The sequence below is a fragment of the Pseudonocardia cypriaca genome, assembly GCF_006717045.1.
Classification (GTDB): domain Bacteria; phylum Actinomycetota; class Actinomycetes; order Mycobacteriales; family Pseudonocardiaceae; genus Pseudonocardia; species Pseudonocardia cypriaca.
In genome coordinates this window covers 1021960-1035059 of record NZ_VFPH01000002.1, presented here as the reverse complement: position 1 = coordinate 1035059, position 13100 = coordinate 1021960, and the positions used below count along the sequence as shown (strand labels likewise).

Annotated in this window: 12 protein-coding genes; 7 read left to right on the top strand and 5 right to left on the bottom strand. The window is 73.6% G+C overall.

Features of this window, described 5'->3' with window-relative positions; translation table 11 throughout:
* Positions 1–6: 6 nt before the first annotated feature.
* The gene (locus FB388_RS22455; RefSeq protein WP_142104180.1) at positions 7–942 is read right to left on the bottom strand and encodes a LysR family transcriptional regulator; all 936 of its coding nucleotides are present in this window, start codon (positions 940–942) and stop codon (positions 7–9) included.
* Positions 943–1051: 109 nt separating this feature from the next.
* Here FB388_RS22455 and FB388_RS22450 point away from each other — a divergent pair, with 109 nt between their 5' ends.
* Complete coding sequence (locus FB388_RS22450; RefSeq protein WP_142104179.1) at positions 1052–1513, top strand: 2,4'-dihydroxyacetophenone dioxygenase family protein; 462 nt, start codon at positions 1052–1054, stop codon at positions 1511–1513.
* Positions 1514–2292: 779 nt separating this feature from the next.
* Here the strand turns inward: FB388_RS22450 and FB388_RS22445 are convergent.
* On the bottom strand, positions 2293–2709 hold the full coding sequence (locus tag FB388_RS22445; RefSeq protein WP_142104178.1) for a nuclear transport factor 2 family protein: 417 nt from the start codon (positions 2707–2709) through the stop codon (positions 2293–2295).
* Between the two features lie 61 nt (positions 2710–2770).
* On the opposite strand from FB388_RS22445, the gene FB388_RS22440 reads away from it, so the two are divergent.
* Entirely contained in the window at positions 2771–4366 is a 1596-nt protein-coding gene (locus FB388_RS22440; protein ID WP_142104177.1) for a phytoene desaturase family protein, read from the top strand.
* Here FB388_RS22440 and FB388_RS22435 read toward each other — a convergent pair.
* From FB388_RS22435 to FB388_RS22425, 3 genes are all read right to left on the bottom strand, one after another.
* Positions 4339–4776 carry an SRPBCC family protein gene (locus tag FB388_RS22435; protein WP_246122289.1) on the bottom strand — a complete coding sequence of 146 codons (438 nt, stop codon included), beginning with the start codon at positions 4774–4776 and terminating at the stop codon, positions 4339–4341. The genes FB388_RS22440 and FB388_RS22435 overlap by 28 nt on opposite strands.
* 138 nt (positions 4777–4914) lie before the next feature.
* Positions 4915–6336 carry a hypothetical protein gene (locus tag FB388_RS22430; protein WP_142104175.1) on the bottom strand — a complete coding sequence of 474 codons (1422 nt, stop codon included), beginning with the start codon at positions 6334–6336 and terminating at the stop codon, positions 4915–4917.
* A 299-nt stretch (positions 6337–6635) separates the two neighbouring features.
* On the bottom strand, positions 6636–7472 hold the full coding sequence (locus FB388_RS22425; protein ID WP_211362170.1) for a YqjF family protein: 837 nt from the start codon (positions 7470–7472) through the stop codon (positions 6636–6638).
* Positions 7473–7542: 70 nt separating this feature from the next.
* On the opposite strand from FB388_RS22425, the gene FB388_RS22420 reads away from it, so the two are divergent.
* The 5 genes from FB388_RS22420 to FB388_RS22400 all read left to right on the top strand — a co-directional run bounded on the left by FB388_RS22420 (position 7543) and on the right by FB388_RS22400 (position 12828).
* Positions 7543–8178: a hypothetical protein gene (locus FB388_RS22420; protein WP_170225710.1), complete on the top strand. Its 636-nt coding sequence runs from the start codon at positions 7543–7545 to the stop codon at positions 8176–8178.
* 13 nt (positions 8179–8191) lie between these two features.
* Entirely contained in the window at positions 8192–8950 is a 759-nt protein-coding gene (locus tag FB388_RS22415) for an SDR family oxidoreductase (RefSeq protein WP_142104172.1), read from the top strand.
* 100 nt (positions 8951–9050) lie between these two features.
* Positions 9051–9521 (top strand): MarR family winged helix-turn-helix transcriptional regulator, encoded by a 471-nt coding sequence (locus FB388_RS22410; RefSeq protein ID WP_142104171.1) that lies wholly within the window; start codon positions 9051–9053, stop codon positions 9519–9521.
* Between the two features lie 44 nt (positions 9522–9565).
* Positions 9566–12028: an MFS transporter gene (locus tag FB388_RS22405; protein ID WP_246122287.1), complete on the top strand. Its 2463-nt coding sequence runs from the start codon at positions 9566–9568 to the stop codon at positions 12026–12028.
* Complete coding sequence (locus FB388_RS22400) at positions 12025–12828, top strand: YceI family protein (protein WP_142104170.1); 804 nt, start codon at positions 12025–12027, stop codon at positions 12826–12828. The genes FB388_RS22405 and FB388_RS22400 overlap by 4 nt, the downstream gene beginning before the upstream one ends.
* The last annotated feature ends 272 nt before the right edge of the window (positions 12829–13100 follow it).

Genomic DNA, 13100 nt, shown 5'->3' with positions numbered 1-13100 from the left:
ATGGGCCTATTCGGATCCCGGATCGGGCGCCGGTTCCGTCCCCTCGGGGCGAGGCTGCCGCACGACCTGCTGCAGGAGGGTGCGGGCGGCGGCGGTGAGGTGGCGGGCGGAGTCCCAGTGGACGGCCACCCGGCGACCCGCGCCGCCCTCCAGCCTGCGCACGCAGACGCCGGACGTGTCGGTGACCTGCGCGGCGAGCGAGTTGGTGATGCCCACCCCGAGGCCGTGGCGCACCAACGCCATGAGGGTCTGCGGCTGGTTGGTCGCCTGCACCGGCTCCAGCTCGTACCCGCACTCCCGGAAGCGCTGGTAGGACTCGAACTCGCCGGTCTCCGGCGCGTCCAGGCGGCCGATCGAGAGCAGCGGGTGCGCTGCGACCTCGGCCACCGGCAACGGATCGGGCAGCTCGGACAGCGGGTGCCCGGGCGGGTGGAGCGCGACGAGGGGCTCTGCCCACAGGACGTGGCGGCGCACGCTCGCCCTGGCCGGTGCCGGGCTCACCGGCCGGATGCACAGGTCCAGCTCACCGGCGGCGAGCGCCTCGTCGAGCTCGATGGTGGATCGCTCGACCAGCACGACCCGCACGTCCGGGCTGGTGCGCGCGGCCTCGCGCAGCACGTGGGGCACGAACGCCGCGCTGGCGCTGGGGTGGCTCCCCAGCGTGACGACGCCGCGGGCGCCGCCGCGCCACGCCGCCATCGCGGCCTCGGTGGCCTCCACCTCGTGCAGGATCGAGCGGGCGTGGTCGGCGAGCGCCTTGCCCGCCTCCGTCAGCTCGACGGGCCGCTTGCGCCGGTTGAACAGCGGGATGCCCACGCCGCGTTCCAGCGCGGCGACGTGCATGCTGATCCGCGGCTGGGAGCGGTGGGTGGCCTCCGCCGCGGCGACGAAGCTGCCCGTGTCGACCACGGCGAGGAACGAGACCAGCCACTCCAGCCGCATGCCACGGGACCCTACGAGTGCGGGATGCCGGGCGCACGATCAGTGACTCTGATGCTGGCATCCGAGAAGCGCGGTTCACGGACCGCCGCGGGCGGGGTACAACCGGGCGATGACCGAGCATGCGCCCGACTTCCTCGTGCAGACCGCCGACCTGCCCTGGGTGCCGCAGGGTTCGAACAACGTCTGGTTCAAGCCGATCCGGATCAACTTGAAGAAGGGCACCTGGGTCAACCTGCTGAAGGTGGCCAGGAGCGGTGTCGTGAACCGGCACCGCCACCTCGCAGAGGTCGAGGGCTGGGTGCTGCAGGGCAAGTGGCACTACATCGAGCACGACTGGCAGGCATCGCCCGGCGCGTACGTCTACGAGCCGCCCGGGGACGTGCACACGCTCGTCGCCGACGTCGAGGACGAGTCACAGCCGATGCTCACCCTGTTCTCCATCCACGGCCCCATCGAGTACATGGACGCCGACGGCAACCTCGCCTACGTCGAGACGGCCGAGACGAAGCTCAAGCGCTACACCGACTACTGCAAGGAAGCCGGGATCGAGCCGGCGGACATCGTCTTCTAGGGGTTCGCGGGGGCCGTGGCTTTCAAGGCCTCCTGGCGGCGACGCGCATTGTGCGGGGCCGCTCCTCACAGCTCAAGGGCGCCTGCGGCGTCGCTTCGCGATCGCTGCGCGACCCTTGACCTGCGAGCCTCTGCGGCCCCTGAGGGCAAGTAGTGCGGGCAGGCCAAAGGCCTGCCCTCTTGGTGCGCGGCGCCGCCAGGAGGCCCGGTGTCGGTCATCTGGTTGCCGTCGCGCACCTGGTTTGGGCTCGCGCACCCCTTGTCGGTCTATGCAGCCGGTCGACGGGGTGCGTGGGCCGGGAACGGGTGCGTGACTGTCCGAAGATCACCCGAGCAGCACACGAGGGTCCTGCCCGCGACCGGATAGTACTGCTCGGGCCCGGTCACACTCGTCGGAGCGGTTCATGATCGCCGTTTCGGCGCGTTTCTGGACTGTTTTGGTCGGTTTTCGCGCCGAAGCCGTGATCATGGTGGTGAGACCGGCCTTCGGTGGCGCCGCGCGCCGAAGGGGCTGGCCTGTGGCCTGCCCGCGAAGCGGGCCCTTCAGGGGTCGCAGAGGCTCGCGGGTCAAGGGTCGCGGCAGCGACGCGGAGCGCCCTTGAGGCGTGAGGGGCGGCCCCGCACGATGCGCGGCGCCACGGAAGGCCTGGTGAGGGATGCCTGGACGGGTGTGGCGCCTCCGAAGGCCCAGCGTGGGATTCCCGGACGGCCGCGACGCCTCTGAAGGCCTGGTAGGTGTATGCCTGTGCCGCCCCCGCGACGACGGCCGTCGCCACCCCCTCACGCCACCCCGAACGCCTGCGCGACGGCGAGGCTGTCCTCGTAGATGTGGTAGCGGGTGACGAGCCCGTCCACGACGGTCAGGTGGAGCGCGAACGCGGCGACGTAGCTGCGGCCGGTCGGCTTGGCGGTGTGTGCGACCTCGCCCAGCACCACGGCGTCCGCCCCGTCGACGAGCACGGCGTGGACGCGCGCGTCGCTCTCGCCCGGGACGTGGTGCTCGGCGATCTCCCGGAAGTTGTCGGCGGCGTCGGCCCTCGTGCTGCGGGGGCGGATCCACGGAACGGTCTGCGCGTAGTCGCCGTCGGGCCAGTCCAGCTTCCAGTCGACCTCGTCGGCGAACAGCTGCCCGATCCCCTCCGGGTCGCCCGCTGCAACGCGGCGCAGGAGCTCGTCGACCGTCTCTCGTGTGTTCACGTGACCAGCTTGGATCGCGGGCCCGCGCTTGGTCGATGACGTGAGGGGTAATAGTGGCGGGATGGAGATCGCCGATGCCGTCGTGATCGGTGGCGGGCACCACGGCCTCGTCGCGGCGGCGGTGCTGGCCGACGCCGGCTGGGACGTGTGCCTGCTGGAGGCCACCGATGTGCTCGGCGGCGCGGTCCGCTCGGCCGAGCTGCATCCCGGGTTCACCGCCGACCTGTTCAGCGCCTTCTACCCGCTCGCGGCGGTCTCGCCGGTGCTGCGGGCCCTCGACCTCGGCAGCTGCGGGTTGCGCTGGGCCCACGCCCCGTCCGTCCTCGCCCACCCGGCCCGTTCCGACGGCGCCCCGGCCGCCGTCCTGCACCGGGACCGGGAGCGCACGGCCGCTGCGCTGGAGCCCTGCGACGGTGAGGCGTGGCTGCGGCTCTGCGAGCAGTGGGACGCCGTCGGAGAGGCGGTGCTCCGCTCGCTGTTCACCGCCTTCCCGCCGGTGCGCGGGCCGTTGCAGCTCCTGCGCCGCATCGGCACGGCGGACGCGCTGCGCCTCGCGCGGTTCCTCGCGTTGCCGGTGCGGCGGATGGGGGAGGAGCTCTTCGCCGGCGAGCGCGCGCGGCTGCTGCTCGCCGGGAACGCCGCGCACGCCGACATCCCGCCGGACGCTGCGGGGAGCGGCATGTTCGGCTGGTTGCTCGCGATGCTGGGGCAGCACGGCGGCTTCCCGGTGCCGGTGGGCGGGGCGGGGGAGCTCGTCACCGCGCTCGCCCGGCGCGCACGGGCCGCCGGTGCCGCGCTGCGGACCGGGGAGCGGGTCGAGCGGATCGACGTGCGCGGCGGCCGGGCCGTGGCCGTGCACTGCGCGACCGGCCGCACCGTGCGGGTCCGGCGAGCCGTGATCGCCGACGTCGCGGCGCCCACGCTCTACCGCGACCTCCTTCCGGCGGCCGCGGTGCCGTCGCGGCTCCGCGCCGACCTGGACCACTTCGCATGGGACACGCCCGTCGTCAAGGTCAACTGGGCACTGGACGGGCCGATCCCGTGGGTCAACCCCGGGGTCGGCGAGGCGGGCACCGTGCACGTGGGCGCTGACGGACCGGGTATCACGCGGTGGGCGGCGGATATCGAGTCGGGCACCGTTCCGGCCACGCCGTTCCTGCTGCTCGGGCAGATGACCACCACCGACGCCACGCGGTCCCCGGCCGGCACGGAGAGCGCGTGGGCCTACACGCACCTCCCGCGCGACCTCGCCGACGACGCCGCGGCAGGCGGGCTGGCGGATCGGGTCGACGAGGTCGTCGAGGCGTTCGCGCCGGGCTTCCGGGAGCGGGTGCTGCACCGGATGGTCCAGCTGCCGCGGGACCTGCAGGCCGCCGACGCGAACCTCGTGCACGGCGCGGTGGGCGGGGGAACGATGCAGCTGCACCAGCAGCTCGTCTTCCGGCCGGTGCCGGGCCTCGGCCGGGCGGAGACGGTGGTCGACGGGTTGTACCTGGGCAGCGCTTCGGCGCATCCCGGCGGGGGCGTGCACGGCGTGTGCGGCTGGCTCGCAGCCCGTGCCGCGCTCGCCGACCAGGGGCTGCTCGGGGGGCTCCGGCGCCGCGTCGTGTCGGCGGCGCTGGAGCTGGTCTACCGGGACTCGCCCTCGGCGAGGTAGGCGAGGCGGCGCAGCGACTCCGCGTTGCGCGGGCCGATCAAGGCCGACCGGACGGGCGGCGGCAGCAGTCTTCCCGGGCCGCTGCGCACGTCCTCGGACAGGGCGACCTCGCAGCCGTCCGCGCGCTCGTCGAGCGTCAGCCGCACCTCGGCCTCGCCGAGAGGCCACCCGCGGGCGCGGAGCACGAGCTCCCGCTTGGGGACGCACGCCAGCACGGTGGTCGTGTCGTCCAGGACGAGCGGCCAGGTGCCGACCGAGTGGTGCAGCTGTGTGCCGACGCCGGGCCAGGCCGGGTCGACCTCCCGCATCCGGCTGGCTCCGACGACCCACGACGGGTACAGCCAGCCGTCGGCCAGGACCGCCCACACGGCGTCCACGGGGGCGCCGACGTCGCGGCGAACGGTGACCACGGCGGAAAGGGTAGTTCGGCGCTCGCTCGCCCTCATGCGGGAGGTGTGCGACACGCCGACTTCACACACCCCGCACCCACTTCACAGAGGGCCCGCCCTGTGTGAAGCACCTACCCGGTCTGTGAAGCAATGCGTGGGTCAGTCGTCGGCGGAGCCGCCGCCCTTGCCGCCGCCCTTGCCGCCGCCTTCGCCTTCGCCTTCGCGGCCGCCTTTGCCGCCGCCTTTGCCGGACGCCTTGTCGCTGCCCTTGTCGGACGCCTTGTCGGACGCCTTGTCGGACGCCTTGTCGGTGCCCTTGCCGTTGTCGGTGCCCTTGCCGTTGTCGGTGCCCTTGCCGTTGTCGTTGTCGCCCTTGCTGCTCTTCCTGCTGTCGGAGCCACCGCGGCTCTCGTCGCCCTTGTCGGCGCTTCGCTCGCGAGATGCCCGGTCGCCCTTCTTGCCGCTGGCGTCGGACTCGTCGTCGTCGCTCGTGGCGCGGCTGTGGCTGTTCTTCTCACGAGAGCTGCCGTTGTCGCGGGCGGACCGCTCGGAGCCGGCTTCCTCGGTCTTGCGGGCCGGCGGGTCCGGGCGCTGGGCGCCCTTGCGCTGCGGGTCGCCGCGGTGCTCACCTGCGGCGGCCGCCGATCGGTCGGCACCTCGGCCGCCAGCGGCGGCCTTCGTGCTGGCCGGGGTGCTGCTGGGTGGTCCGTTCCCCGGGGTGTCGTCGGGTGGCGCGTCTCGGTGCCCGTCCTCGGACTTCGCGGCGGCGGGCGGGCTGCTGGGCGGTCCGTTGCCCGGCTTGTCGGCGGAGTGCCCGTTGGCCTGCCCGTTGCCGTGGGAGCGCGCGCCGGTCGGCGCCTCGTGCGGAGGCCCGCCACCGGGATCGCTGCGTCCCAGGGACGGAGGAGGTGACCAGATCCCGCCCGGCGGGGTGCCGGCTCCGCCGGGCGGGACGGTCCCGGACTCGGGCGCGACCGATGGGTCGGTTGACCCGGTCGATGCCTTGTCCGGAGTCTGGACGCGCCTGACGGCCAGGTGCTGGCCGCCGGCGGATGGCTCGGTGAGCCGGTCGTAGGTCGTGCTGCCCACCTCGGACGGGAGGCCCTCCGCGAACACCTGCCGCATCGCGGCGAACACCATCTCTTCGCGGCCCGCCGATGCCGCGTCGCTGAACCAGTCGTAGTCCGCGGAGAGCGGGGCGTCCGTCGGCGGCAGCGGGAGGGCCGTGCCCCGACCGGTGATGGAGGGAGCGCCCGAGTCCTGCACCACCGAAGGTCCGAGGACGGCGGTTGCGGCGAACAGCGCGCCGGCGGCGACCGCCGCCTTCCGGGCGCTGTGGCGGGGCGGGTCCGGTGGAGGCGGCACCAACCGGGAGTGCCCGCGGGGTACCAGCGGCCGGTCCGCGACGTGCGGGCCGCGTCCCTCGCGGCGCAGCAGCGCCGCGACCGACACCGCGCCCGCCGGCCCCGTCCGGCGCGGGGGAGGGGCGGGCACCCCCGCGCAGCGGGCGAGCAGCTCTGCGACGGTGACCGTCCCGGTCGTACCGGGGCGCGGGCCGTGCGAACGGGCGGGCGATTCCACAGGTCACGTCTTCCGGGTGGCGTTCGTGCAGGTCCAAGTGGGTCTGATGGTGATTCCTACCGGGGCCCCACAACGGACGGCCAGACGCTGTTCGCCCGCTCGTCGCGTGTCACCTGATCAGCCTCCGATGGCAGCCGTGGGCCGTTCACCGTCGGAGGAGGACCGTTCACCGGCGCACGCGTCCGTTCGCCACGCAGTCCCCCGGCGATCTTCGCTCCGAATGGAGCAGTACTACATCGCCTCACGGTCCGCGCTGGAGTGGCTACCAAAAGCGAGGACGTGACCGTGCGTAACCACTCTCACTCGGACGGTGCTCGCCGAACGGAGCAGATCGGTTGCGGCAAGCGGCCCAAGGTCCAGCCCGTGCGGAACAGTCGATCCCCGGGTCGCGGTCGCGGGGTGGAGGCGAGCAGGGGCCGGCCGAACGTCGCGGCCACCCCGAGGCTGAAGGCGGCGTGGTCCGGCGGGCGCCGGGCCAGGTCGCCGAGACCGGCGGCCGCGAGCAGCCCGTCGTCGAGCTCGTGCACCTCGGCCCGGCGCAGCGGCCACGTGACGTGCGTGTTGGGGAGGTACCACGTGCGCCCGAGGTGGGCGACGTGCAGACCCCAGCGTGCGGTCAGGAACCGCTCGAGGGCGCCGTCGATCGCGGGGCCGGTTGGCCGGACGGACACCCGGCTGCGCACCGGCGGACCGGGCGGGAGCAGCCGCGCGGCGTAGGTCCGCAGCTCGCCCTCGTGGCGGAACCCCATGCGGGCCCACCGGTACGGCAGCCCGAACACCGCCCGCCCTGCGGCGACCGCGGCCGCGCGCTCCGCGGCCATGCTCAGGAACACGACCCCGCGGCGGCCGGTGGCGTCCACCGAGTACAGCCGGACGTTCGTCTCCAGGAACGTGCCGGCCCACGGCACCGGCGGGCCGCCCGCGAACGCCGTGCCGACCAGGCGGAACGGCACCAGCCCCACATAGGTACGCCCGTCGAGCACGTCCGGCGCCACGCCGGCGGGGAGGAGGTGCCGCACGGCGCCGGGGTCGACGGCCCAGTGCAGGAACGCCACGTCGAGCCAGCGTTGCGAGAGCAGGTGCGGGCGGGGCAGCGGCGGCGGGTCCGCCAGCACGGGCTCGATGGGCGTTGCCACGTGCCCATCGTCTCGCGAGCAACGCCACTGCCTCCCGGACGTCCCTCCTGGTACGGAGAACGGGGGCGCGATGCGCACGTCACGAGCGGTAGTTGCCCTGGTCGTGCTGCTGGTACTGGCCTCCTGCGCGGCAAGAGCCGCGCCGGTGAGCGGTCCCGCGCCGACCAGCACCCCCACCGTGCCGGACATGCCACCGCTCCCGGACGAGGGCAGGCGCAGCACGGTGGTCGAGTTCACCGACTGGATCACCGACCCTGCGCTCGACCGGCCGTGGCTGCTCGATCCGTGCCTGCCGACCGCGTACCCGACCGACCGGCAGCGCGTCGGGTTCCGCACCGTGAGCCGGGAGGGTCCCGAGGCGTTCGACGCCCGGCAGCTGGGGGTCTACCCGACGGCCGACGTGGCGGCCGAGGTGCTCGCCGGCTTCCGGCGGGTGCTGGCCGCCTGCCGCACCGGGCAGCTCCCGGGCGGCGCCCGGTGGACGTGGGTCACCGCGGAGACCCCGGACCTCGGCGACGAGGGCTTCCTCGCCGCGTCCACGTTCGTGGCGCCGGAGTACGCGAGCAACGGCGCCCGCATCGCCGTGACCCGGGCCGGGAACGCGGTCTTCCTCGCCCACGCGACCGGCGAGTACTACACCGCGGAGATCGACGACGGGGCGCAGGCCGTCCGGGAGGTCGCGGAGCGGTTCCTCGACTCGCTCTGATTGGCTCGACCCCATGTCGCTGCCTACGGCCGGGTCCGGTCGAGCGGAAGAGGTGCTCGTGGTCACCGGCGGCAGCCGGGGGATCGGCGCCGCGGTCACGCGGGCGGCGCACGCGCGTGGGTATGCGGTGTGCGTCGCGTACTCGAGTGACGACGCGGCGGCCGACCGGCTGCGTTCCGACCTGCCCGGGGTCGTCACCGTCCGGGCGGACGTCGCCGACCCCGCTTCCGCGGTGGCCCTCTTCGACGCGGCGGAGGAGGCGTTCGGCCCGGTCACCGCGCTGGTCAACAGCGCGGGCGTGACGGGGAGGCTGGGCCGGTTCGTGGACGCGTCGGTCGCGACGCTGCGGCGGGTGCTCGAGGTCAACGTCCTCGGCACGATGCTCTGCGCGCAGGAGGCGGTGCGCCGCTGGGAGGTGCGGGGCACGGCGGGGCGGATCGTCAACGTGTCCTCGACGGCGGCCACGCTCGGCTCGCCGGGTGAGTACGTGCACTACGCGGCAGGCAAGGCGGCGGTGGAGACCTTCACGCTCGGCCTGGCCAAGGAGGTCGCGGCGCAGGGGATCCGGGTCAACGGGGTCGCGCCCGGCACCGTCCACACCGGGATCCACGCCGCGGCGGGGGATCCCGGGCGGCCGGAACGAGTGGTCGCTCGGGTGCCGATGGGGCGGATCGGGGAGCCGGAGGAGATCGCCGCGGCCGTCCTGTGGCTGCTCTCGGACGAAGCGTCCTACGTCACGGGCGCGGTGCTGCGCGTCGGCGGCGGCCTCTGACCCTCCCGCCTGGGGGGCGGTGGCCGGCGCCACAGCAAAACAGTTGTAGAGGCCAACTAACCTAGCTATAGTTGTTGGTAGCAACCAACTGGAGGCTCCTGTGATCACCCCGGGAACGGCGGACGAGCTGCTCGAGCTCCTGCGCGCGATCATGCGGGCGAACCGGACGGCGCGCCTCGGCCCCGAGTCGGAGGACATGCCCGGCTGGAAGTTCGCCGTGCTCGGCCTGCTCGCCAGGGAGGGGGAGCAGCGCCTCGGCCAGGTGGCGGCGCACCTCGAGGTCGATCCCTCGGTGGCCAGCCGCCAGGTCGCCATGCTGGAACAGCTCGGTTTCGTCACGCGGCGCCCCGACCCCGCGGACCGCCGCGCGCAGCTGCTCGCGATCTCCCCGGCGGGGCTCGCCGCTCGTGACGGGTACCTCGCCATGCGGGCCCAGTGGGTAGCCGAGGCCCTCCGGAGCTGGGACGACGCCGAGGTCGCCCACCTCGTCACGCGGCTGAAGCAGCTGGTCGGCGACCTGCACTGCGCGATCGCCGCCCACCAGCGACCGGCCGTGCGGGTGCCGTCATGACCTCCACAACCACCCGTGCCCGCGCATCGGCCCGAGGAGAAGAAGTGTCAACCACAGCGGAGGAGACGCTGCCCGTCCAGGCCGCCGTCGTCCACCGTCCGACTGCAGCGGACAGCGGACGGATGTCGCGCCGGCAGACCCTGGAGGCGCTCTCCGGGATGCTGCTCGCGATGTTCACGGCGTTCCTGTCGTCGACGATCGTGTCGAACGCGCTGCCGACGATCATCACGGACCTGCACGGCACGCAGAGCCAGTACACGTGGGTGGTCACCGCCACCCTGCTCGCCTCCACGGCCACCACGCCGATCTGGGGCAAGCTCGCCGACCTGTTCAGCAAGAAGCTGCTGGTGCAGCTGGCGATCACGATCTTCACGGTCGGCTCGATCCTCGCGGGGTTCTCCCACTCCGTCGGCACGCTGATCGGCTGGAGGGTGCTGCAGGGCGTAGGCCTCGGCGGGCTGCAGGCGCTGATCATGATCGTGATGGCGGCGATGATCAGCCCGCGCGAGCGCGGCCGCTACACGGGGATCATCTCGACCGTCATGTCGGTCGCCCCCGTCGCCGGACCGCTGATCGGCGGCCTCATCGTCGACACCGACTGGCTGGGCTGGCGGTGGTGCTTCTGGGTGGGTGCGCCGCTCGCCGCGGTCGCGCTGGTGGTCGTGCAGCGCACGCTCAACCTCCCGGTCGTCAAGCGCGAGGTCAGCATCGACTACCTGGGCGCGGCGCTGATCGCGGGCGGCGTCTCGGCCCTGCTGATCTGGGTGACGCTCGCCGGCAACCAGTTCGCATGGGGCTCCACCACCTCGTTGGCCCTCGCCGGCCTCGGTGCGGTGCTCATCGTGCTCTTCCTCGTGGTGGAGGCGCGGGCCAAGGAGCCGATCATCCCGCTGCGCCTGTTCCGCGACCGCACCACCACGCTCGCGACCCTCGCGAGCATCGCCGTCGGCGTGGCCATGTTCGGCGGCGCCGTCTTCCTCGGCCAGTACTTCCAGATCGCGCGCGGCTACTCGCCGACCACCGCCGGCCTGCTCACGCTGCCGATGATCCTCGGGTCGATGATCGCGGCGACCGGCTCCGGAATGCTCATCACGCGCTACGGCAAGTGGAAGATCTACCTGGTCCTCGGCGCGGTCTTCCTGCTAGTCGGGTTCGGCCTGCTCTCGACGATCGACCACAGCACGAACATGGCGCTGCTCGGGGCGTTCCTGTTCGTCCTCGGCCTCGGCATGGGGATGTCGATGCAGAACCTCGTGCTGGCCGTGCAGAACTCCGTCTCCGCCGCCGACCTCGGGGCCGCCAGCTCCACCGTCACGTTCTTCCGTTCCATGGGCGGCACCGTCGGCGTCTCGGTGCTGGGTGCCGTGCTCGCGTCCCGGGTCTCCGAGCTGACCGACCAGGGCCTCGCCACCGCCGGGGTGGCCGTGCCCGCGGGGTCCGGCGAGGTCGGCATCGGCAGCCTGAACGAGCTGCCGGCCGCGATCGCCGCGATCGTCCGCGCGGCATACGGCGACGCGACGGCCTGGATCTTCATGATCGCCGGCGCCCTCGCGATCATCACCTTCCTGTCCGTCCTGGCCATCCGCGAGGTGCCGCTGCGCACCGAGACGGGCATGGAACGCGCCGAGGCCGAGGCCGTCTCGCCGAACGGCAACGGCAGCAACGGCCACCGGCCTCCGGAGGTGGAGGTCGCGGCCGTCGCGCCGCCGCGGCCGTCCCCGCGGCCGCGCCAGACCCCGCCTGGCCCCGCCGTCCACGGCACCGTCTCCCGCGCCGACGGCGCTGCGGTCAGCGGGGCCGTCGTCACGGTCACCGACCACGGCGGGCGGCAGGAGGGGAGCGCGGCCACCGGGCGCGACGGGACCTACCGCGTCACGTTGCCGACCGGCGGCACCTTCCTCGTGGTCGCCGCCTCCGGCGCGCTGGAGCCGCATGCCGCCCTGGTGCCGGTGGACGGTCGGCCGGTCCGGCACGACATCGTGCTCTCCGGTGGCAGCGGGGTGCACGGCCTCGTCACCGGCGACGGCGTTCCGGTTCCCGACGCGTCCGTCACCCTCATCGACGCGCAGGGCGCCGTCGCCGGTGCCACCCGGAGCAACGGCAGCGGCAGGTTCCGCATCCCCGGCGTGCCGGAGGGCCGGTACACGCTGGCCGCCGCCGCGCCCGGTCACCCGCCGCTGGCCGTGAGCGTGCGGCTGAACCAGGGCAGGTACACCGAGCGCGACCTCGCACTGCCGGCCCGCGCCGCGGTGCGCGGCACCGTCCTCGCGACGGGCGCCGTCGTCGACCACGCCCTCGCCACGCTCGTCGACTCCGACGGCGCCGTGGTGGCGTCCGCGATCACCGGGGCCGACGGCGCGTTCGAGTTCGCCGACCTGCCCGCAGGCACGTACACCCTCACCGCGCGGGGCTACGACCCCGTGGCCCAGGTCGTGCACGTCGCGGCCGGGACGGTGGCCACCGCGGTCGTGGAGCTGGTGCCGCCGTCCGTCGAGCGTGTGCGATGAGCGGCGGCGCGGTGGCAGGCCGGCTGGCCTCCCCGGACGGCGGCCCGCTCGCCGGCATGCTCACCGTTGTCGACGCAGCAGGCGGGCAGGCGGCCCGCGCCACCAGCGGCGACGACGGGCACTTCCTCCTCGACGGGCTGCCCGCGGGTGGCTACACGCTGGTGGTCGCCGCGCCCGGCAGGCAGCCGCGCGCCAGGACCGTGACGGTGGCCGACGACCGGATCACCCCGCTCGGCGTGCTGGAGCTCGCCCCGGAAGGTGGCCTCGTCCTGCCGGCGCCGGGCACCTGGACGATCGATCCGCAGCACTCCAGCATCCGCGTGAGCGCCCTCCACCTGGGGATGAGCCGCATCCACGCCCGGCTGCCCCGCTTCGCGGGCCACATCGAGGTGGCCGACCCGTTCGAAGGCAGCTCGGTGGAGGTCACCATGGACCCGGCCGCCGTCGACTCCGCCGAACCCGACCGCGACGCCCACCTGCGCAGCCCCGACTTCCTCGACGTCGCCCGCTACCCCGAGATCCGGTACAAGAGCGAAGGGCTGCGGCGCGTCGACGCCGAGCGCTTCACGCTCGACGGCGTCCTCACCCTGAAAGACGTCAGCGCAGCTGTGCCACTGCACGTCGTCCACGGCGGCACCGGCCCGGACCTCGCAGGCGGCACGCGCGTGGCGTTCTCCGCCTCCACCGAGCTGTCCCGCGACGACTTCGCGATCAGCTGGAACCAGCCGGTGCTGGCCGGCGTGCTCGCCGTCGGCCGGTCCCTGCGCGTCGAGATCGACATCCAGGCCTTCCGCGTCTAGCACTCCAGTTGGATCTCTGAGTCTGCCGTGGCTGCGGGCGTGATCCGCGGTATCGGTTGGCTATGGCTGTTGCGGCAGCCATGAGCAACCGCTATACGCGATCTTGACGGGCATGATCCGGGTGACCCGAGTCGGGGACGGCGCGCCCACCGAACGGTTCCCGCCCACGACGGCACCAACGGCACCGACTGCGTTCCGCGGAACGCGCCCGCACCCGTGATCACCGGATCGACCCGAGAACTGGCTCTTCCATCGCATACCCATATGGGTAT

What these genes read in the sequence shown, in the direction of transcription:
- FB388_RS22420 (WP_170225710.1), top strand. Translation starts at nt 7,543, where the DNA reads ATGCGCACGTCACGAGCGGTAGTTGCCCTGGTCGTGCTGCTGGTACTG.
- FB388_RS22415 (WP_142104172.1), top strand. Translation starts at nt 8,192, where the DNA reads ATGTCGCTGCCTACGGCCGGGTCCGGTCGAGCGGAAGAGGTGCTCGTG.
- FB388_RS22455 (WP_142104180.1), bottom strand. Translation starts at nt 942, where the DNA reads ATGCGGCTGGAGTGGCTGGTCTCGTTCCTCGCCGTGGTCGACACGGGC.
- FB388_RS22450 (WP_142104179.1), top strand. Translation starts at nt 1,052, where the DNA reads ATGACCGAGCATGCGCCCGACTTCCTCGTGCAGACCGCCGACCTGCCC.
- FB388_RS22440 (WP_142104177.1), top strand. Translation starts at nt 2,771, where the DNA reads ATGGAGATCGCCGATGCCGTCGTGATCGGTGGCGGGCACCACGGCCTC.
- FB388_RS22400 (WP_142104170.1), top strand. Translation starts at nt 12,025, where the DNA reads ATGAGCGGCGGCGCGGTGGCAGGCCGGCTGGCCTCCCCGGACGGCGGC.